18 protein-coding genes are annotated in these 19,732 nt (G+C 71.1%); 9 read left to right on the top strand and 9 right to left on the bottom strand.

Annotated elements, in window-relative coordinates:
* Position 1 precedes the first annotated feature (1 nt).
* The gene (locus ACTWQO_RS14825; protein WP_443237767.1) at positions 2 to 895 is read right to left on the bottom strand and encodes a hypothetical protein; all 894 of its coding nucleotides are present in this window, start codon (positions 893 to 895) and stop codon (positions 2 to 4) included.
* Positions 892 to 1,929 (bottom strand): SPFH domain-containing protein, encoded by a 1,038-nt coding sequence (locus tag ACTWQO_RS14830; RefSeq protein ID WP_443237768.1) that lies wholly within the window; start codon positions 1,927 to 1,929, stop codon positions 892 to 894. Before ACTWQO_RS14830 ends, ACTWQO_RS14825 begins: the two co-directional genes overlap by 4 nt.
* A gap of 120 nt (positions 1,930 to 2,049) precedes the next feature.
* Between ACTWQO_RS14830 and ACTWQO_RS14835 the strand changes: the two genes are divergently transcribed.
* Both ACTWQO_RS14835 and argF read left to right on the top strand, forming a co-directional pair.
* Positions 2,050 to 3,273, top strand: coding sequence for an arginine deiminase (locus ACTWQO_RS14835; RefSeq protein ID WP_443237769.1), 1,224 nt, complete (start codon positions 2,050 to 2,052; stop codon positions 3,271 to 3,273).
* A gap of 60 nt (positions 3,274 to 3,333) precedes the next feature.
* A complete protein-coding gene (gene argF, locus ACTWQO_RS14840) occupies positions 3,334 to 4,341 on the top strand; it encodes an ornithine carbamoyltransferase (RefSeq protein WP_443237770.1) in 1,008 nt (335 codons plus the stop codon).
* Between the two features lie 8 nt (positions 4,342 to 4,349).
* On the opposite strand, the gene ACTWQO_RS14845 is transcribed toward argF, so the two are convergent.
* On the bottom strand, positions 4,350 to 4,802 hold the full coding sequence (locus tag ACTWQO_RS14845; RefSeq protein WP_443237771.1) for an ATP-binding protein: 453 nt from the start codon (positions 4,800 to 4,802) through the stop codon (positions 4,350 to 4,352).
* 321 nt (positions 4,803 to 5,123) lie between these two features.
* On the opposite strand from ACTWQO_RS14845, the gene ACTWQO_RS14850 reads away from it, so the two are divergent.
* Positions 5,124 to 5,951 carry an enoyl-CoA hydratase family protein gene (locus ACTWQO_RS14850; protein ID WP_443237772.1) on the top strand — a complete coding sequence of 276 codons (828 nt, stop codon included), beginning with the start codon at positions 5,124 to 5,126 and terminating at the stop codon, positions 5,949 to 5,951.
* 2 nt (positions 5,952 to 5,953) lie between these two features.
* A complete protein-coding gene (locus ACTWQO_RS14855; RefSeq protein ID WP_443237773.1) occupies positions 5,954 to 8,347 on the top strand; it encodes a bifunctional salicylyl-CoA 5-hydroxylase/oxidoreductase in 2,394 nt (797 codons plus the stop codon).
* Between the two features lie 21 nt (positions 8,348 to 8,368).
* Here ACTWQO_RS14855 and ACTWQO_RS14860 read toward each other — a convergent pair whose 3' ends face one another.
* The 5 genes from ACTWQO_RS14860 to ACTWQO_RS14880 all read right to left on the bottom strand — a co-directional run bounded on the left by ACTWQO_RS14860 (position 8,369) and on the right by ACTWQO_RS14880 (position 13,647).
* Positions 8,369 to 9,574: a sulfate adenylyltransferase subunit 1 gene (locus tag ACTWQO_RS14860; RefSeq protein ID WP_443237774.1), complete on the bottom strand. Its 1,206-nt coding sequence runs from the start codon at positions 9,572 to 9,574 to the stop codon at positions 8,369 to 8,371.
* 2 nt (positions 9,575 to 9,576) lie between these two features.
* The gene (gene cysD / locus ACTWQO_RS14865; protein WP_443237775.1) at positions 9,577 to 10,479 is read right to left on the bottom strand and encodes a sulfate adenylyltransferase subunit CysD; all 903 of its coding nucleotides are present in this window, start codon (positions 10,477 to 10,479) and stop codon (positions 9,577 to 9,579) included.
* Entirely contained in the window at positions 10,476 to 11,027 is a 552-nt protein-coding gene (cysC, locus tag ACTWQO_RS14870; RefSeq protein WP_443237776.1) for an adenylyl-sulfate kinase, read from the bottom strand. Before cysC ends, cysD begins: the two co-directional genes overlap by 4 nt.
* A gap of 136 nt (positions 11,028 to 11,163) precedes the next feature.
* The gene (locus ACTWQO_RS14875) at positions 11,164 to 11,976 is read right to left on the bottom strand and encodes a PaaX family transcriptional regulator (RefSeq protein ID WP_443237777.1); all 813 of its coding nucleotides are present in this window, start codon (positions 11,974 to 11,976) and stop codon (positions 11,164 to 11,166) included.
* A gap of 15 nt (positions 11,977 to 11,991) precedes the next feature.
* Positions 11,992 to 13,647 carry an AMP-binding protein gene (locus ACTWQO_RS14880; RefSeq protein ID WP_443237778.1) on the bottom strand — a complete coding sequence of 552 codons (1,656 nt, stop codon included), beginning with the start codon at positions 13,645 to 13,647 and terminating at the stop codon, positions 11,992 to 11,994.
* A 136-nt stretch (positions 13,648 to 13,783) separates the two neighbouring features.
* Here ACTWQO_RS14880 and ACTWQO_RS14885 point away from each other — a divergent pair, with 136 nt between their 5' ends.
* Complete coding sequence (locus tag ACTWQO_RS14885; RefSeq protein WP_443237779.1) at positions 13,784 to 14,929, top strand: acyl-CoA dehydrogenase family protein; 1,146 nt, start codon at positions 13,784 to 13,786, stop codon at positions 14,927 to 14,929.
* Complete coding sequence (locus ACTWQO_RS14890; RefSeq protein ID WP_443237780.1) at positions 14,926 to 15,324, top strand: RidA family protein; 399 nt, start codon at positions 14,926 to 14,928, stop codon at positions 15,322 to 15,324. Before ACTWQO_RS14885 ends, ACTWQO_RS14890 begins: the two co-directional genes overlap by 4 nt.
* Before the next feature lie 7 nt (positions 15,325 to 15,331).
* On the opposite strand, the gene ACTWQO_RS14895 is transcribed toward ACTWQO_RS14890, so the two are convergent.
* Complete coding sequence (locus ACTWQO_RS14895; protein ID WP_443237781.1) at positions 15,332 to 15,526, bottom strand: DUF5999 family protein; 195 nt, start codon at positions 15,524 to 15,526, stop codon at positions 15,332 to 15,334.
* Positions 15,527 to 15,763: 237 nt separating this feature from the next.
* Between ACTWQO_RS14895 and ACTWQO_RS14900 the strand changes: the two genes are divergently transcribed.
* The 3 genes from ACTWQO_RS14900 to ACTWQO_RS14910 all read left to right on the top strand — a co-directional run bounded on the left by ACTWQO_RS14900 (position 15,764) and on the right by ACTWQO_RS14910 (position 19,669).
* Positions 15,764 to 16,240 (top strand): DUF6299 family protein, encoded by a 477-nt coding sequence (locus ACTWQO_RS14900; RefSeq protein WP_443237782.1) that lies wholly within the window; start codon positions 15,764 to 15,766, stop codon positions 16,238 to 16,240.
* 138 nt (positions 16,241 to 16,378) lie between these two features.
* A complete protein-coding gene (locus ACTWQO_RS14905; RefSeq protein ID WP_443237783.1) occupies positions 16,379 to 17,899 on the top strand; it encodes an ABC transporter substrate-binding protein in 1,521 nt (506 codons plus the stop codon).
* A gap of 6 nt (positions 17,900 to 17,905) precedes the next feature.
* On the top strand, positions 17,906 to 19,669 hold the full coding sequence (locus ACTWQO_RS14910) for an ABC transporter permease subunit (protein WP_443237784.1): 1,764 nt from the start codon (positions 17,906 to 17,908) through the stop codon (positions 19,667 to 19,669).
* Positions 19,670 to 19,732: the final 63 nt, after the last annotated feature.

The raw sequence follows: 19,732 nt of genomic DNA on the forward strand, positions 1-19,732 counted from the left end.
CCTAACCCGCGAGCAGCAGCCGGTCCCCGCACACTCCCACCTGCACCGACTGCCCCCATGTCAGCTCCACCGCGTCGGTCTCCATCCCGTCCCCGAAGGCGATCAGCCGCTCGGACTCGACGGTGACACGGAGGCGGCCGGGGCCTGAGAGCTCGCCCGCCACCAGGGACGTCCCGGTGGCGGGCGACGGCCAGGCCTCCCGGACGAACCAGAGCAGCCGTTCCTCGGAGGGGGTGGGCAACCGCAGCTGCCCGCCTCGCTCCTGCCACACCGAGCGGAGCCATCCGGTCGCCCCCGTGCCGGTGCCGACGATCACGCCGGAGGAGGCCTGGGCCTCGACGACACCCCCGTCGTCGTCGAGGCCCAGGCGGTAGCGGGCGGTCTGGTGTCCGGCGGCGCCCAGATAGATCTCGTTCAGCGCGACGAGGCGTTGGGTGTCGTCGGCGACCGCCTCGACCATGGTGAGTTCGTCCGTGCCGGCCGTGGCCGCGGACGGCAGCAGCTTCGCCGCGTCCGCGGGACGGTGGCGGACCAGGACGCCCGGGTTGCGCCCGGGGTCCGAGTCGAACCCCAACACCGGCTGTCCGGACAGGTACTTGGCCACGTTCGCCACCAGGCCGTCCTGACCGACCACGACCACCACGTCCTCCGGTGCGAACAGGAAGCGGTCCAAGTCGGCCCGCTCCACCCGTGCCTGACGCCATGTCAGAGGGATCGCGGAGGTCACCTCGGCCAGGGCTCCGCGGGTGCGGCGATGGCGGTCCGCGATCTCCTCGATGTCCCGGCCGCGGGAGCGGAGGAAGAAGGCGGCCTGGCCGTGCGTGCCGTGCCGGGCCACCAACTCCTCGTACTCCGTGGTGCGATGGACGAGTACGGCCCGCGGGGCGAGGCTCACGCCCGCTCCCCGTCGCCGAGCCGGGCGAGCAGCCCGGTGAGCACGTCCGGCGAGATGGTCACGCTGTCGATCTGCGGCAGGTTCTCCGCGAGACGCGTGCCGGTCAGGGCGTGCAGGGTCGCCACGTCGACCTCCGCGTGCACGCGCAGCCAGGCCGCCTGTGCGTCGGCCCGCGCCGCACCCACTTCGCGCGCGCCCTCGGCCTCGGCGCGGGCCAGCCGTACGGAACGGGCCGCCTCCGCCTCCGCCAGCTTCACCGTGCGTGCCGCCTCGGCCTGCGCCCGTACCGCGTCGGCCGCTGCCTGCTCCTCCGCCTCGCGGCGGGCGTTCGTGCCGCGCTGGTCGACCAACTGCTCCTCGCGGCGGGCGAGTTCGATGCGGCTGTCCAGCTCGTTCTCGGCGATCGCCCGCTCCCGCTCGACGGCCACGGCACGCCGTTCGTACGTCGCCCGGTCGGCGTCCTGCTGGATCTGCTCGCGGGCGGGGGTGCGCAGGGCCCGCTCCACCTCCGGCTCCGGACGCAGGGCGACCACGCGTACGGCGACCACCTCGATGCCCGTGGCCGGCAGCCGGGGTTCCGCCGCCAGGCCCGCCGCGACGCGTTCGCGCACCGCTGTGACGCCGTCCACGAGCGCCGACGACAGCGACGTACGGGCGAGGACGTCCAGCGCGTGCTGCTGGGCCGTCTCCGTCAGCAGGGTGCCCAGCTGCTCCAGGGGAGCGCCGCGCCAGGCGCCGGTGTCCGGGTCGATGGAGAAGTCGAGGCGGGCGGCGGTGAGGGCGGGGTCGGCGATCCGGTAGGTGACGGTCGCCTGGACCGCGACGTCCTGGAAGTCGGACGTACGGGCATGGAAGGTCATCGCCAGTTCGCGGTCGTCGCCCGGCACCTCGGAGAGCGCGGCGGTCAGGGAGCGGAACCAGAAGCTCAGTCCCGGGCCGTCGTGCACGAGCTTGCCGGAGCGGTGGTGGCGGATGTGTGCCGTCGGAGCGCCCCGCAGATGGCGCCAGCCCAGGCGCCGGGTGATGTCGGCCATGAGATCCCCTCGTTTTCGTCATACAGACGATAAACCTGAGGCCCGATTGTCGTCAAGAGGACGAAAAGGGAAACGGTCAAGCAGGGGGTGAACCCGGTCGTCGATGGTCAGGATGGAGTCATGGGATTCCATGTCGACTCCGAGGCCGGGCGGCTGCGCCGCGTCATCCTGCACCGGCCGGATCTCGAGCTCAAAAGGCTCACCCCCAGCAACAAGGACGCGCTCCTCTTCGACGATGTGCTCTGGGTACGCCGGGCGCGCGCCGAGCACGACGGGTTCGCCGATGTGCTGCGCGACCGCGGTGTCGCCGTGCACCTCTTCGGCGATCTGCTCACCGAGGCCCTGGCGATCCCGGCCGCCCGTGGGCTCGTCCTGGACCGCGTCTTCGACGAGAAGGAGTACGGGGTACTCGCCACCGACCACCTCCGGGCCGCCTTCGAGTCACTGCCGGCCGCCGAGCTCGCCGAGCTGCTCGTCGGCGGCATGACCAAGCGCGAGTTCCTCGACGCCCACCCGGAGCCGATCTCCGTCCGCTTCCATGTCATGGACCTCGACGACTTCCTCCTCGCCCCCCTGCCCAATCACCTCTTCACCCGCGACACCTCCGCCTGGATCTACGACGGCGTCTCCGTCAACGCGATGAGATGGCCCGCCCGGCAGCGCGAGACCGTGCACTTCGAGGCGATCTATCGGCACCATCCGCTGTTCCGTGACGAAACGTTCCACGTCTGGTCCGAGGGGCAGGCCGACTATCCGTCCACCATCGAGGGCGGCGACGTCCTGGTGATCGGCAACGGCGCCGTCCTCATCGGGATGAGCGAGCGGACCACCCCCCAGGCCGTCGAGATGCTCGCCCACAAGCTGTTCGCCGCGGGCTCCGCCGAGACGATCGTGGCCCTCGACATGCCCAAGCGGCGGGCCTTCATGCACCTCGACACGGTGATGACGATGGTCGACGGCGACACCTTCACCCAGTACGCGGGGCTCGGCATGCTCCGCTCGTACACCATCGAACCGGGCGTCGCCGACAAGGAGCTGAAGGTCACCGACCATCCGCCGGAGCACATGCACCGCGCGATCGCCGCGGCGCTGGGCCTCAGCGAGATCCGCGTCCTGACCGCGACCCAGGACGTCCACGCGGCCGAGCGCGAGCAGTGGGACGACGGCTGCAACGTCCTCGCCGTCGAGCCGGGCGTCGTCGTCGCCTACGAGCGCAACGCCACCACCAACACGCATCTGCGCAAGCAGGGCATCGAGGTGATCGAGATCCCGGGCAGCGAGCTGGGGCGGGGGAGGGGTGGGCCGCGGTGCATGAGCTGTCCGGTCGAGCGGGCGGCCGTATAGAAATGTCATTGGTCGTATAGACTTCCAAAGGTCTTGTTCTCGCACCTCTGGAGCGCCCCCATGGCGACAGTCCCGACCGCCCTCGCCGGCCGCCACTTCCTCAAGGAGCTGGACCTCGGCCAGGAGGAGTTCCTTGCCCTGATCGCGCTGTCCGCCGAGTTGAAGGCCGCCAAGAAGGCCGGGGTCGAGACGCGGTACCTGAGGGGGAAGAACATCGCGCTGATCTTCGAGAAGACCTCGACGCGCACGCGCTGCGCGTTCGAGGTCGCGGCGGCCGACCAGGGTGCTTCGACGACGTACCTCGACCCGTCGGGCTCACAGATGGGCCACAAGGAGTCGGTGAAGGACACCGCGCGGGTTCTCGGCCGGATGTTCGACGCGATCGAGTACCGGGGCGACAGCCAGGCCGCCGTCGAGGAGCTCGCGGCGCATGCGGGCGTGCCCGTCTACAACGGGCTCACCGATGACTGGCACCCCACGCAGATGCTGGCCGACGTGCTCACCATGACCGAGCACTGCGGCAAGCCGGTCCATGAGATCGCCTACGCCTACCTCGGCGACGCCCGCTTCAACATGGGCAACTCCTACCTGGTGACCGGAGCCCTGCTCGGCATGGACGTACGGATCGTCGCGCCCCGGTCCTACTGGCCCGCCGACGAGATCGTCGGCCACGCCCGCAAGCTGGCCGAGACCAGCGGTGCGCGGATCACGCTCACCGAGTCCGTGGACGAGGGCGTCCTGGGGGCCGACTTCGTCGCCACCGACGTCTGGGTGTCCATGGGGGAGCCCAAGGAGGTCTGGGACGAGCGGATCGCCGCGCTGGCGGCGTACGCCGTGACCATGGACGTGCTGCGCGCCACCGGCAACCCGGATGTCAAGTTCCTGCACTGCCTGCCCGCGTTCCACGACCTCGGTACGGAGGTCGGCCGCGAGATCCATGAGCGGCACGGACTGGAATCGCTGGAGGTCACGGACGAGGTCTTCGAGTCGGCGCACTCGGTCGTCTTCGACGAGGCGGAGAATCGGTTGCACACGATCAAGGCGGTCATGGTCGCCACGCTTGTGTGACGCGTTGATCAGACGGGACGTCGTTGAGGCGGGACCGTCGGGAGTCTGAACCACACCGCCTTGCCGGAGTCCGTCGGGCGGTGGCCGCAGGATGAGCTGAGGGCTCGGATGAGGAGCAGGCCGCGGCCGTGTTCCTGCCAGGGGTCGGGCTCGCCGTTGGCGGGACGGGTGAGGTTTCCCGGCGGTGCCGGGTCCGGGTCGTGCACCTCGACCTGGCAGCCGCTCGGCAGCAGCTCCACGACAAGCTCTATCGGACCGCTCCCGGCAGTGTGCTCGACGGCGTTGGCGACCAGCTCGGCGGTGAGCAGTTCCGCGGTGTCGCAGTCGGCCCCGTGCTCCAGCTCGGCCAGCGCCGTACGGACCAGTGCGCGGGCCACGGGCACCGCCGCGGCGGTGTGCGGCAGCGCGATGCGCCAGGAGGCGGAGGCGGAGGGGCGTTCGTGCAAGGCGGTTCCGTTCATGAGCAGGCTGTCCTGCTTTCAACCATATGAATGGTACGGCGCCCTCCGGCAGAGTCGCTCGACGGGCGCCGTACGGGACCTTCGGCCCCGGTATCGAGCGGCTTACCCTTCCCAACGGTCCGCCCACCGCGGCTGCTCCCGCCGTTACCGCGCTGTCGTCGATCCGTGCTGTCCCGTGACGGATGTGACAGAGGCCGGTTACCCGTAACAACTACGGTGCCGACCCCCTCTATCGCGCCCTCATGACGACAGTCACATATGGGTGATAACTTCGAAGGGCAGAGCCCCGTGAGGCAACGTCGCCCGAGGAGGCCCCACGTCATGAGTCCCTTCACCGGCTCGGCCGCCCGCACCTCCGACTGGCAGCACCTGCGGGTCGAGCTCACCGACGGTGTCGCCACCGTCACCCTCGCCCGCCCCGAGAAACTCAACGCCCTCACCTTCGGCGCCTACGCCGACCTGCGCGACCTCCTCGCCGAGCTGTCCCGGGAGCGGGCGGTCCGCGCGCTGGTGCTGGCCGGCGAGGGACGCGGCTTCTGCTCCGGCGGCGACGTCGACGAGATCATCGGCGCCACCCTCGCCATGGACACCGCCCAGCTCCTCGACTTCAACCGGATGACCGGGCAGGTGGTCCGTGCCGTACGCGAGTGCCCGTTCCCGGTGATCGCGGCCGTGCACGGCGTGGCCGCCGGCGCGGGCGCGGTCCTCGCCCTGGCCGCCGACTTCCGCGTCGCCGACCCCAGCGCCCGCTTCGCCTTCCTCTTCACCCGCGTCGGCCTGTCCGGCGGCGACATGGGCGCGGCCTACCTCCTGCCCCGAGTGATCGGCCTGGGCCACGCGACCCGCCTACTGATGCTGGGCGAGCCGGTCAGGGCCCCCGAGGCCGAGCGCATCGGCCTGATCAGCGAACTGACGGACGAGGGCCAAGCAGACGAGGCGGCCCAGGCCCTGGCCCGCCGCCTGGCGGAGGGCCCGGCCCTGGCATACGCCCAGACGAAGGCCCTGCTGACAGCGGAACTGGACATGCCCCTGGCCGCCTCGATCGAGCTGGACGCCTCGACACAGGCCCTGCTGATGAACGGCGACGACTACGCGGAGTTCCACGCAGCATTCAAGGAAAAGCGCCCCCCGAAATGGCAGGGGAGGTAGCTATGTTCTCGACCGAGGGGACTGTGCCGACCCCAGGGGCGCGGGGCTGTACTGAATTTGCGGCTACCGCCGCGTGGGCGCGACCAGCCACCGACAACCCGCAGCCGCCACACACGACAGGCCACCCCCTACGCGTGGCGATCGTCGGCGGAGGCCCCGGCGGCCTCTACGCCGCGGCGTTGCTCAAACGCCTCGACCCCTCCCGCGAAGTCACCGTCTGGGAACGCAACGCCCCCAACGACACCTTCGGCTTCGGAGTAGTCCTCTCCGACGAAACCCTCGGCGGCATCGAACACGCCGACCCAGTCGTCTACGAGGCCCTCCAAAAACACTTCATCCGCTGGGACGACATCGACATCGTCCACCGAAGCACCCGCCACACCTCCGGAGGACACGGCTTCGCCGCCCTAGGCAGAAAACGGCTCCTGGAAGTCCTGCACGAGCGCTGCCGCACCCTCGGCATCGACCTCCGCTTCCGCGCGGAAGCCCCCTACCCGGCCTGGCTGGCGGAGACATACGACCTCGTCATCGCCGCCGACGGTGTGCACAGCACCACCCGCGAGGCCTACTCCCATGTGTTCCGCCCCCATGTGGCCACCCACCACTGCCGCTACATCTGGCTGGCGGCCGACTTCGCCTTCGACGCCTTCCGATTCGAGATCGCCGAAACCGAACACGGCGTGATGCAGCTCCACGGCTACCCCTACGCGACCGACGCCTCCACCGTGATCATCGAAATGCGTGAAGAGGTCTGGCAGGCAGCGGGCTTCGCGGACGTCGACGACCAGGAGTCCGTCGAACGTTGCGCCAAGATCTTCGCGGAAGCGCTCGGCGGTCGCCCGTTGAGGTCCAACAAATCGGCGTGGACCACGTTCCGCACGGTGGTCAACGAGCGCTGGTCGCACGGGAACGTGGTGCTGCTGGGCGACGCCGCCCACACCGCCCACTTCTCCATCGGCTCCGGCACCAAGCTCGCCGTCGAGGACGCCCTGGCACTGGCGGCCTGCCTGGAGGAACAGCCCACGCTGGAGCGCTCGTTGGAGGCCTACGAGGAGGAGCGGCGCCCCGTCGTCGCCTCCACCCAGCGTGCCGCCCGCGCCAGCCTGGAGTGGTTCGAGAACATCGCCCGCTACCTCGATCAGCCGCCCCGCCAGTTCGCCTTCAACCTGCTCACCCGCAGCCGCCGTGTCACCCATGACAACCTGCGGCTGCGCGACGCCCACTTCACCGAGTCCGTGGAGCGCGAGTTCGGCTGCCCGCCCGGCACGCCGCCGATGTTCACGCCGTTCCGGCTGCGCGGCCTGACGCTGCGCAACCGCGTCGTGGTGTCCCCGATGGACATGTACTCGGCCGTCGACGGCGTCCCCGGCGACTTCCACCTCGTCCACCTGGGCGCACGGGCGCTCGGCGGCGCCGCTCTCGTGATGACCGAGATGGTGTGCGTGAGCGCCGACGGCCGGATCACCCCGGGCTGCGCCGGCCTCTACACCGGCAAGCAGGCCGAGTCCTGGAAACGGATCACGGAGTTCGTGCACGCCCAGGCACCCGGCACCGCGATCGGCGTCCAGCTCGGGCACTCCGGACGCAAGGGCTCGACCAAGCTGATGTGGGAAGGCATGGACGAGCCCCTGGAGGACGGCAACTGGCCGCTCGTGGCCGCGTCCCCGATGCCGTACAAACCGGAGAGCCAGACCCCCCGCGAGCTGACCCGTGCCCAACTCACCGACATTCGCGAACAGTTCACGGCGGCCGCCTGGCGCGCCGCCCGCGCCGGCTTCGACCTCCTCGAACTGCACTGCGCCCACGGCTACTTGCTCTCCGGCTTCCTCTCCCCGCTGACCAACCACCGCACCGACGCCTACGGCGGCACGCTCGCGCAACGGCTCCGCTTCCCGCTGGAAGTCTTCGACGCCGTACGGGGAGTGTGGCCCGAGGAACGGCCGATGACCGTCCGGATCTCGGCCACCGACTGGGCCGAGGGCGGCACCAGCGGCGAGGAGGCCGTGGCGATCGCCCGCGCCTTCGCCGCGCACGGCGCCGACGCGATCGACGTGTCGACCGGACAGGTGGTCGCCGAGGAACGGCCGGAGTTCGGGCGGTCGTACCAGACGCCGTACGCCGACCGCATCCGCCACGAGACCGGCGTCCCGGTGATCGCCGTCGGCGCGATCTCCTCCTGGGACGACGTCAACTCGCTGATCCTCGCCGGGCGCACGGACCTGTGCGCGCTCGCCCGCCCCCACCTCTACGACCCGCACTGGACGCTGCACGCGGCGGCCGAGCAGGGCTACGACGGTCCCGGCGTCGTCTGGCCGGCACCGTACCGGGCGGGCAGCCGCCGTCCGCAGACCGGCCGCACGGACGCCCCCAAGCCCAGGCTGACGCTGGGGACTTGAGGGCGCGTAGGTGACCGTTGGCTACAGCTCGGCCATCCCCGCGGTCAGCGTCGCGCCGTCCGCCGGGTCGATCAGGATGAACGCGCCGGTCCGCCGCGACACGGCGTAGTCGTCGAGCGCGAGCGGCTCGGCGGTGCGCAGGGTGATACGGCCCAGGTCGTTGGCGCTCAACTCGCCCGCCCTACCGAGGTTCTTGACGATCGCCTGCACGGTCCGGGTCGTGTGCCGGACCAGGACCCGGTCGCCGACCCGCAGCGGTCGGTCGGCCAGATGGCACACGGCCGCCCGGACGTCCTTCGTGAGCGCCGGGACATCGACCCCGGCGGTGATCATGTCGCCGCGCGAGACGTCCCGCTGGTCGGCCAGGCGGATGCTGATCGACTGCGGCGCGCGGGCCGTGTCGTGAGCGACTCCGAGTACGTCGATGCCGGTGATCTCCGAGATCTCGCCGGAAGGGTGGACCGTGACTCGGTCGCCGACCCGCAGCGAGCCCGACATCAACTGCCCTGCGTAGTACCGGACTTCACCGCCTCGGATGACGTACTGGACGGGGAAGCGGGCCGGTGCGTCGGCGGCGTCGGTGCCGACGGGCACGTGCTCCAGGAACTCCAGCAGAGCCGGACCCCGGTACCAGTCCATGTGCGCCGAGCGGTCCACCACGTTGTCGCCGACGAGCGCAGAGACCGGGATCGGCGTGAACCCGCGCAGGCCCAGCTCGGCGGCATGGCCCGCGAAGTCCTCGACGATGCGCTCGAACTCCTTTTCCTCGTACCCGACGAGGTCCATCTTGTTGACGGCGAGCACCACGTGGGGGACCCGCAGCAGCGCGGCCACGGCGGCGTGGCGGCGGGTCTGCTCGACGACGCCGTTGCGCGCGTCGATCAGGACGATCGCCAGCTCGGCGGTGGAGGCGCCGGTGACCATGTTGCGGGTGTACTGCACATGGCCGGGGGTGTCGGCGAGGATGAACCGGCGCTTGGGGGTGGCGAAGTAGCGGTAGGCCACGTCGATGGTGATGCCCTGCTCGCGCTCGGCGCGCAGACCGTCCGTGAGCAGCGCCAGGTCCGGGGCGTCCTGGCCGCGATTGCGGGAGGCGTGCTCGACGGCCTCCAGCTGATCCGTGAGGATCGACTTGGAGTCGTGCAGCAGCCGTCCGACGAGCGTGGACTTGCCGTCGTCGACCGAACCCGCCGTCGCGAAACGCAGGGTGTCGATGGTGGTGCTCATGCTCAGAAGTACCCCTCGCGCTTACGGTCTTCCATCGCGGCCTCGGAGAGCTTGTCGTCGGCGCGGGTGGCGCCGCGCTCGGTGAGCCGGGACGCGGCGATCTCGGCGATGACCTTCTCGATGGTGTCGGCGTCGGAGTCGACGGCGCCGGTGCAGGACATGTCGCCGACGGTGCGGTAGCGGACCCGCCGCTTCTCCACCGTCTCGGTCGCCTTCGGCCCGCCCCACTCGCCGGCGGTCAGCCACATGCCGGCCCGCTGGAACACCTCACGCTCGTGCGCGAAGTAGATCTCCGGCAGCTCGATGCCTTCGCGGGCGATGTACTGCCACACGTCCAGCTCGGTCCAGTTGGACAGCGGGAAGACGCGCACGTGCTCGCCGGGCGCGTGCCGCCCGTTGTAGAGGTTCCACAGCTCGGGCCGCTGGCGGCGCGGGTCCCACTGGGAGAACTCGTCCCGCAGCGAGAACACCCGCTCCTTGGCACGGGCCTTCTCCTCGTCCCGCCGCCCGCCGCCGAAGACGGCATCGAACTTCTCCGCCTGGATCTTCTCCGTCAGCGGCAGCGTCTGCAGCGGATTCCGCGTCCCGTCGGGACGTTCGCGCAGCACACCCCGGTCGATGTAGTCCTGTACGGAGGCCACATGGAGGCGCAGCCCATGTGCGGCCACCACACGGTCCCGGTAGTCGAGCACCTCGGGGAAGTTGTGCCCGGTGTCCACATGCAGCAGCGAGAACGGGATCGCCGCGGGGGCGAACGCCTTCAGCGCCAGACGCAGCATGACGATGGAGTCCTTGCCGCCGGAGAACAGGATCACCGGCCGCTCGAACTCGCCCGCCACCTCACGGAAGATGTGCACGCCCTCGGACTCCAGGGCGTCGAGGTGAGAGAGGCTGAACCCGGTCACACCAGCCCCCGCTCCGCCAGCACCGCGTACACCGCGTCCGCGGACTCCTGGGGCGTCTGGTGCTGCGTCGGCAGCACCAGCGCTGCGTCCGTGGGCGGCTCGTACGGATCGTCGACGCCGGTCAGCCCGGTCAGCTCGCCCGCGGCCTGCCTGGCGTACAGGCCCTTCACGTCCCGCTCGCTGCACACCTCGACGGGGGTGGCGACATGCACCTCGATGTACGGGGTGTCACTCGCGTCGTGCCGCTTGCGGACCGCCTCGCGGCTGTCGGCGTACGGCGCGATCACCGGGACGACCGAGAGCACGCCGTTGCGGGCGAGGACCTCGGAGACCAGGCCGATGCGTTGCACGTTCGTGTTGCGGTCCTCGCGGGAGAAGCCCAGGCCGGCGGAGAGGAAACGCCTTATCTCGTCGCCGTCGAGGACTTCCACGCGATGTCCCTCGGCCTTCAGTCGCTCACCGAGATGCCGGGCGATCGTCGTCTTGCCCGCACTCGGCAGCCCGGTGAGCCAGACGGTGGCACCCTGAGCCCTTGCCGTGGTGGTCATGCGTCAGCATCCTCTTTCCTTACCCGGCGTGCTGAGGGGACGCTAGGTAAGAACTTTGAGAAGAGCGATAGAACAACCTAAGGGTTCCATTAGTGACGCATGATGTGGGTGGGATCACACAATTCCGTGGGTGAGGTCACACGCCCGCGAAGCCGGCCCCCGCGTCCCGCAGCCGCTCGTGCAGCCCTCGGAACACCCCCGCGGAGCCGGCGCCCGGCCAGTCGGCGGGCAGCAGATGCGCGGGCAGTCCCGGGTCGGCGTAGGGGAGATGGCGCCAGGAGTCCAGGGCGAGCAGATAGTCGCGGTAGGCGTCCTCGGGCGGGGTGTCCGCCCGTTGCTCCCAGGCGTGCAGCACGCGCGCGTGGCGGTCGAGGAACGCCTCGTGCTGCTTGGCGATCGCGGCCAGGTCCCACCAGCGGGCGACCGCCTCCGCGGTCGGCGCGTAGCCGAGGTGGTCGCCGCGGAAGAAGTCGACGTACGGGTCGAGCCGCAGCCGCTGGAGGGTGTGCCGGGCCTCCTCGTACAGCCGGGCCGGGGCGATCCACACCCCCGGGGCCGCGGTGCCGAAGCCGAGACCGGCCAGCCGCGAGCGCAGCACATGCCGCTTCTGCCGCTCCGACTCCGGCACCGAGAACACGGCGAGCACCCAGCCCGTGTCCTCGGGCGCCGTGGTGGCGTAGATGCGCCGGTCGCCGTCGTCGAGCAACTGGCGGGCGTCCGGCGACAGTTCGTACCCGGCCGCGCCCCGCGCCGTACGGGCCGGCACCAGCAGCCCGCGCCGTTTGAGCCGTGACACCGACGAGCGTACGGAGGGCGCGTCCACGCCCACCGCGGCGAGCAACCGGATCAGCTCGGCGACGGGTACCGGGCCGGGCATATAGCGGCCGTACGCGCCGTAGAGCGTGACGATCAGGGACCGTGGAGCATGCTGGTCGGACACGTTGATCATCTTAGGTCGTCGATATCACCGCTGGTCACCTTCGGTGCGCCGCCCCAACTCCCGGTCACCTTCGGCGCGCAGCCGGAAGCGCTGGAGTTTGCCGGTCGCCGTGCGCGGCAGCGCGTCCAGGAAGACGACCTCGCGTGGGCACTTGTAGGGCGCGAGTTCCGCCTTCACGAAGTCGCGCAGCGCCTCGGCGTCCCGCCGCGCGCCCTCCCTGAGCACGGCGTACGCCACCACGACCTCTCCGCGCGCCTCGTCGGACCGCCCCACGACGGCGGCCTCCAGCACATCCGGGTGACGCAGCAACGCGTCCTCCACCTCGGGTCCCGCGATGTTGTAACCGGCCGAGATGATCATGTCGTCGGCGCGGGCCACATAGCGGAAGTAGCCGTCAACCTCGCGGACGTAGGTGTCACCCGTGATGTTCCAGCCGCCGCGCACATACTCCCGCTGCCGCGGGTCGGCGAGATACCGGCAGCCGACCGGCCCGCGCACCGCGAGCAGTCCCGGCTCGCCGTCGGGCAGCTCCGCACCGTTCTCGTCGACCACGCGCGCGTGCCACCCCGGTACGGGAACTCCCGTCGTGCCTGGCCGGATGTGCTCGTCGGCCGCCGAGATGAAGATGTGCAGCAGCTCGGTGGCGCCGATGCCGTTGATGATGCGCAGCCCGGTGTGCTCGTGCCAGGCCCGCCAGGTGGTGGCGGGCAGGTTCTCGCCGACGGAGACACAGCGGCGCAGCGAGGAGATGTCGTACGAGTCGAGCTCGTCGAGCATCACGCGGTACGCCGTCGGCGCGGTGAACAGCACCGAGACACGGTGCTCGGCGATCGCGGGCAACAGCTGCTTGGGGCCCGCCTGTTCGAGCAGCAGCGCGCTCGCGCCGGCCCGCATCGGGAAGATCACCAGACCGCCGAGCCCGAAGGTGAAGCCGAGCGGGGGACTGCCGGCGAAGACATCGCCCACATGTGGGCGCAGCACATGCTTCGAGAAGGTGTCCGCTATCGCGAGCACATCCCGGTGGAAGTGCATACACCCCTTGGGGCGCCCGGTGGTGCCGGAGGTGAAGGCGATCAGCGCCACGTCGTCGGCGGCGGTGTCCACAGCCGTGTACGGAGTGTCGGGCGCCGTGCGGTGCAGCAGGTCGTCCGGGGCGTCACCGCCGTACGTCGTGATCCGCAGCCCCGGTACCTCGGCCTTGGCGAGGTCGTCCACGGCCCGGATGTCGCACAGCGCGTGCCGCACCTCGGCGATCTCGCACATGGTCTTCAGCTCGTGCGGACGCTGCTGGGCCAGCACGGTCACCGCGACCGCGCCCGCCTTCAGCACCGCCAGCCAGCAGGCGGCCAGCCAGGGAGTGGTGGGGCCGCGCAACAGGACACGATTGCCGGGCGCGACGCCCAGGTCACCGGTGAGCAGATGCGCGAGCCGGTCGACGCGGGCGCGCAGTGTGCCGTACGACCATGTGTCGCCGTTCGGCGTGTGGAACACCGGCCGGTCGTCGTCCGGCCCGGCGAGCAGTTCGGCGGCGCAGTTCAGCCGATCGGGGTAACGCAGCTCCGGCAGATCGAAGCGAAGCTCGGGCCACTGGTCGGGCGGCGGCAGGTGCTCGCGTGCGAAGGAGTCGACGTGGGCCGAGGTCGTCGGCCGTGCGATGGCGTCGGCTTCCGGGTTGTCCATGGCGGTTCGCCCCCTTGCCGTGGTGGGCGTGGTGGTGGGCCAAGGCCTGCTCTGCGCAACGAGCGTATCGTGTTGGTGACGGCAGTCAACGGTGCGCGATACCGTCGGTGGAGACGAACGGGAGAGGGGACCGGCGATGTCCGCATTCTCACTCGAACCGCAACAGATCGCCTGGTGTGCCGAGCTGCGCACGCTGGCCGCCGAACGGCTGCGTCCGCTCGCGGAGAAGGGCGAGCCGGGCCGGGTCAACCGCGCGCTCGTGGCGGAGCTGGGCCGACTCGGCCTGCTGGAGCGGCTGTTCACCTCCGGCGCGGTCGACCTCTGTCTGATGCGCGAGTCCCTCGCGTACGCCTGCACCGAGGCCGAGACCGCCCTCGCCCTCCAGGGCCTCGGCGCCCACCCCGTCCACGCCTACGGCACCCCGGCCCAGCGCGCCCACTGGCTGCCCCGGGTCAGCGAGGGCACGGCGGTCGCCGCCTTCGCGCTGAGCGAGCCGGGGGCGGGGTCGGACGCGGGGGCACTGGCGCTGCGGGCGGACGTGGAGACCGCTCGTGCCGACGGCCCCTCCCGCTGGCGGCTCACCGGCGAGAAGTGCTGGATCTCCAACGCCCCCGAGGCCGACTGCTACACCGTCTTCGCGCGCACCACCCCCGGCACCGGCGCCCGCGGTGTCACCGCCTTCCTCGTGCCCGCCGACCGTCCCGGCCTCACCGGCGCCGCCCTGGAGATGCTCTCCCCGCACCCCATCGGCAGCATGGTCTTCGACGCCGTGCCGGTCACCGCGGACGACGTGCTCGGTGAGGTCGACCGCGGCTTCCGCGTGGCCATGGGCACCCTGAACCTCTTCCGGCCCAGCGTCGGCGCCTTCGCGGTCGGCATGGCGCAGGCCGCCCTGGACGCCACCCTTACCCACACGGCCGGACGGGACGCCTTCGACGGCAAGTTGAGGGATCTGCAGACCGTCGCCCACCAGGTCGCGGAGATGGCGCTGCGCACGGAGGCGGCCCGGCTTATGGTGTACGCGGCGGCGACGGCGTACGACGAAGGCGCCCCGGACGTCCCGAAGCGCGCGGCGATGGCGAAGCTGCTGGCCACCGAGACCGCGCAGTACGTCGTGGACACGGCCGTCCAGCTGCACGGCGCCCGCGCCCTGCACCGTGGTCATATGCTCGAACACCTCTATCGCGAGGTGCGCGCCCCACGTATCTACGAGGGCGCGAGCGAGGTCCAACGGGGCATCATCGCCAAGGAGTTGTACGCGTCGACAGGAGAGGCCCCGTGACCGCCGAGCGAGTCAATCCGCCCGAGCTCTCCCCGCCCACCGGCTTCTCGCACGCGGTCGTCGCCACCGGCTCCCGCCTCGTCTTCCTGGCCGGCCAGACCGCCCTCGACGCCGACGGCAAGGTCACCGGTTCCACCCTCCCGGTCCAGTTCGAGCAGGCCCTCACCAACCTGCTCACCGCCCTGCATGCCGCGGGCGGCACCCCGGCCGACCTGGCCCGCGTCACCGTCTACGCCACGGATGTCGCCGAGTACCGCGCCCTCGCCGCCGAACTGGGCGGCATCTGGCGCCGGTTGGCCGGGCGGGACTATCCGGCGATGGCGGTCGTGGAGGTCGTACGCCTGTGGGACGTACAGGCGCTGATCGAGCTCGACGGGTTCGCCGTACTGCCGTAGGAACCGGTCAGGCGGCGACGGCCCGGCGCTCCACCGGCACCCGGTGCGGGGCCACGACGCGGCCGTCGGGGAGCAGTTCACCGGTGTCGTCGAAGGCGATCGCGCCGTCGCACAGCAGGTTCCAGCCCTGCTCGGGGTGGGCGGCGACGATGTGCGGGGCGTTGCCGTCGGCCGAGGGGCACGAAGGCTGGTGAGAACACATGGTGTACCTCCACATCAGTCGGGCCGTCCTTGGACGATCCCTATGGACAGACCATGCTCCGGCTGTGAAGTGAGCGGAACAGCCCGCCGCCAAGCGTGACAACACCCGGACAACACCCGGACGGTTCCACGACGGTCGGCGCGGACTCGCCACCGAAGGGGTGAGGTCACGCCCGAGGGCGTACCGGTGGAATTAGATGTGGAAACCCGCATTCCGTTTCATTCGGGAGTTCCTGCCATGCCCGTACGTCCTGTTCCCGCCGTCCTCGCCTCAGCAGGCGCCGCGCTGCTCCTGCTGGCCGCCGCTCCGTCCGCCCCCGCCGCCCCGCCCGCTCCCGCCGACACCAAGGAAATGGTGACGGTCGACAAGACCGCGCGGATCGCCGCCGACGGGACCGTCAAGATCTCCGGCACCTACCGCTGCCGCAACAACGTCGGCCCGGTCTTCGTCAGCTCCAACGTCGGCCAGGGCACCAGCTCCTCCGACAGCCTCGGATCCGTGACGGTCCGCCACGCCATCGGCGGCACCCACGCCGTGTGCGACGGCGCCAAGCACCGCTGGGAGAACACCGGCAAGCCCGCGCCGCGCTCACTCAAGGCCGGCAAGGCCAAGGTCGAGATCACGCTGATGGAGCTGCGCCCCTGGGGCGGACTGCCCCTGATGCCGCACTTCCACGCCCAGTTGCAGCAGGACGTCACCCTGGCCAAGGGCTGACGCGCCAGGGCGACGTCACGCTGTCGCGCCTCCTCCCGTCCGGGGGGAGGCGCGATCGTGTTTCGGAACGATCTCAGTAGTTGAGAATTCACCAACCTGGGCGAATGTTGGTAAGCCTTGCCTTATATGGTGCTCCCCATGCGCACCACCGCCCCCCGCAGTCTTATCGCGGCACTCGCTCTCACCCCGTTGCTGGCCGGCTGTTTCGCCGCGAGCGAGGGAGGTTCGGACGCCAAGGGCGCGTCGGACGCCCGGCTGCGGGTCGCCCTCGCCGTGCCGCCGGCGCAGGCCCTGTCGCCGTACAGCAACGACGCCACCGTGCTGAGCAAGCTCTCCGTGGCCGAAGGCCTCACCGCGCTGGGCAAGGACGGCACCGCCGCGCCCGCGCTCGCCACGTCCTGGAAGCAGGTCAACGACACCACCTGGACCTTCGATCTGCGCAAGGCCACCTTCCAGGACGGCACCGACGTCACCGCCGCATCGGTCGTCAGCGCGCTCGACCACGCGAACGAGGCCGAGACCAAGCCCCGTGTCCTCAGCGATGTGACCCTGACCGCGAAGGCCCAGGACGCCGACACGGTCACCCTCACCACCAAGACCCCCGACCCCGTGCTCCCGCTGCGGCTCGCCAGCCCCGCGCTGGGCATTCTCTCGGCGAAGGCGTACGCGAAGGACGGCACCGCCAGCCCGATCGGCACCGGAACCGGCCCCTTCAAGATCACCAAGCTGACCGGCAAGACCAAGGCCACACTCGACCGCTACGACGGCTACTGGGGCGGCAAGGCCAAGGCGTCCGGCATCGACGTGAGCTGGATCGCCGACGGCACCGCCCGCGCCAACGCCCTGCGCGGCGGCGATGTCGACATCGCCGAGTGGATTCCCACCTCCCAGGCGAAGCTCATCGACGAGAACACCCGCCACGAGGTGCCCTCGGTACGGACCGACAGCCTGATTCTCAACACCGGCAGCGGCCTGTTCACCGACGCGACGCTGCGTGCCGCCGCCCGCGAGGCCGTGGACGGCGGCGCCCTCGTCGACTCGGTCTTCAGCGGCTACGCCAACCCCGCCGAGGGCCTGTTCGGGCCCGCCGTCCCCTGGGCGGCCGACGACCGGGTGGCGGTGACCGGCCGTGCCAAGGCCGCGACCACCGCCCAGGTTCAGTCGAAGGCCAAGGGCAAGACCGTGCGCCTGGCCGCCATTACCAACCGCGCCGAACTCCCCGAGGCGGCGAGCGTCCTCCAGCAGCAGCTGGAGAAGGCCGGGTTCACGGTCAAGCAGGACGTACGCGAGTACACGCAGATGGAGGCCGACCTCCTCGCGGGCAAGTACGACGCGCTCGTCTTCTCCCGGGTGACCCTGCTCGACACCGGTGACGCGGTCGCCTACCTCGCGAGCGACTACATGAGTGACGGTGTCTACAACATCGCCCGGCTGAAGGACTCCAAGGTCGACCAAGCCGTCAAGGCCGCGGCCGAGGAAGCCGACACGGACCGGAGGCGGCAGAAGATCATGCGGGCCGAGGCGGAGATCCTGCGCACCGACGCCGTCGTGCCGCTCGTCCACGAGAAGGTCGTCCAGGGCATCGCCGCCGATGTGGAGGGTGTGCTGCTCGACCCGTACGAGCGTTCACTCGTCGACATCGACACCCGGCTGAAGTAGCGGCCGATGAGCGTCACCTCGGTCCGTGCCGGGGTCGGCCGGGCTGTCGCCGGGACGGCGCTGCTGGCGGCGGTCTCGCTGCTGCCCTGGCTGTCCGGGACCGACCCCGCGCTGACCGTCCTGCGGGCCCGCTCCGCCGACCAGGATCCGACCTCGGCGCAGCTGACCGCCGTACGCGAGCAACTCGGCCTGGACGAGGGGCCGCTCGCGCATCTCGTGCACTGGCTGGGCGGGCTGCCGCGCGGGGACGCGGGTGTCTCCTGGGTGTCGGGCGAACCGGTGCTGCCCGAGGTGTCGGCCGCCTTCGGGGTGTCCGTCACGCTGATGCTGGGCGCGTTCGTGGTCACCGTCGCGGTCGCCGGGCTGGTCTGCGCCCGCACCCTGTATCTCGGGTCGCGGCGACGGCTGCGGCAGGGGCGGGTGGGCGCCGGGGCAGCCGTTCTCGCCGCGCTGCCCAAGTTCCTGCTGGCCTCGCTGCTCGCCACGGTGTGCGGGGTGTGGCTGGGCTGGTTGCCTTCCAGCGGCTGGGAAGGGCCTGCGTCGATGATGCTGCCCGCGCTCGCGCTCGGCGTGCCGTCCGGGGCGATGATCGGCGGGATGCTCGCCCCGGCGCTGCCCGCCGCCTTCCACGAACCCTGGGCGCGGACCTGGCACGCCTCCGGATTCCCGCCCGGACTCATCGCCCGCAATGCCCTGCGCCGCACGCTGTCCGGGGTGCTCCCGCAGCTGCTGCCGACGGTCGTCGCCCTCGTCGGCGGTGCGGTCGCGGTGGAGAAGATCTTCAACATCCCGGGGCTCGGGCGGCTCGCCCTGGACGCCGCCATGGCCCAGGACCTGCCGCCACTGCAGACCGCGACGCTGGCCCTCGTCCTGCTCGGCGTCGCCGCCGGTCTGCTCATCCAGGCCCTGCGCCGCGCTCTCCTCGGCCCCGCCCTGCGCGACGGCGCCCTGCCCGCACTGCACGCGCCGACCCTCCCGCGCCCACGTTCCCTGCACTGGATCACGGGACTGTGCGCCCTCGCCCTGCTCACCCTGGTGGTGGCGGGACTGCTGCGTGATCCGCTGCACGTGGACACGGCGGCCCGGCTGCTGCCGCCCTCGGCCGCGCATCCGCTGGGCACCGACTCCCTCGGCCGCGACCTGCTCGCCCGGCTGGGCCACGGAGCGCTGCGCACGGCGGGCATCGCCCTCGCGGTCACGGCCGTCAGCATCGTCGTCGGGCTGCTGCTCGGCACGGTGGCAGGGGTGAGCGCGGGCCTGACCGAAGTGATGTCGACGCTGCCCGCCGTCCTCGCCGGACTGCTGACGACGGCGGTGACCGGACCGTCCGTATGGGGTGCGGCACTTGCGGTATGCCTGGTCGGCTGGACGCCGTACGCCGCCCAGACCGCCGCGCTGGCCGAGGAGGAACGCGCGAGCGGCCATTGGCTCGCCTCGGTCTCGCTCGGCGCCGCGCCCCGGTATCTGCTGCGCCGTCATCTGCTGCCCGCGGTGCTGCCCGCTGTCCTGCGCAATGCCCTGCTACGGCTGCCCACCGCCGTCCTCGTCCTGGCCTCCCTCGGCTTCCTCGGCCTGGGCGAACAGCCGCCCACCCCGGAGTGGGGCCGCCTGCTGTCCGAGAACCAGCCCTACGCCGAACTGGCTCCCTGGACCGTCCTCGCCCCGGCCGGCGCGCTCGTCCTGCTCGCCGTGATCGCCGTGTCCGCCACGGAGTCGGGACGGACGACCGGAGCCCGACGCCGCCGCACAACGCCTGCCGACGCGCCCTGAGCCCCTTTTGGGTTGCCCGGCCGAGGGGCGAGTGTCTGTGACGGATGTCACGCTGGGGTCACA

Origin of the sequence: Streptomyces sp. 4N124 (assembly GCF_052245395.1) — a bacterium.
Lineage (GTDB): Bacteria > Actinomycetota > Actinomycetes > Streptomycetales > Streptomycetaceae > Streptomyces.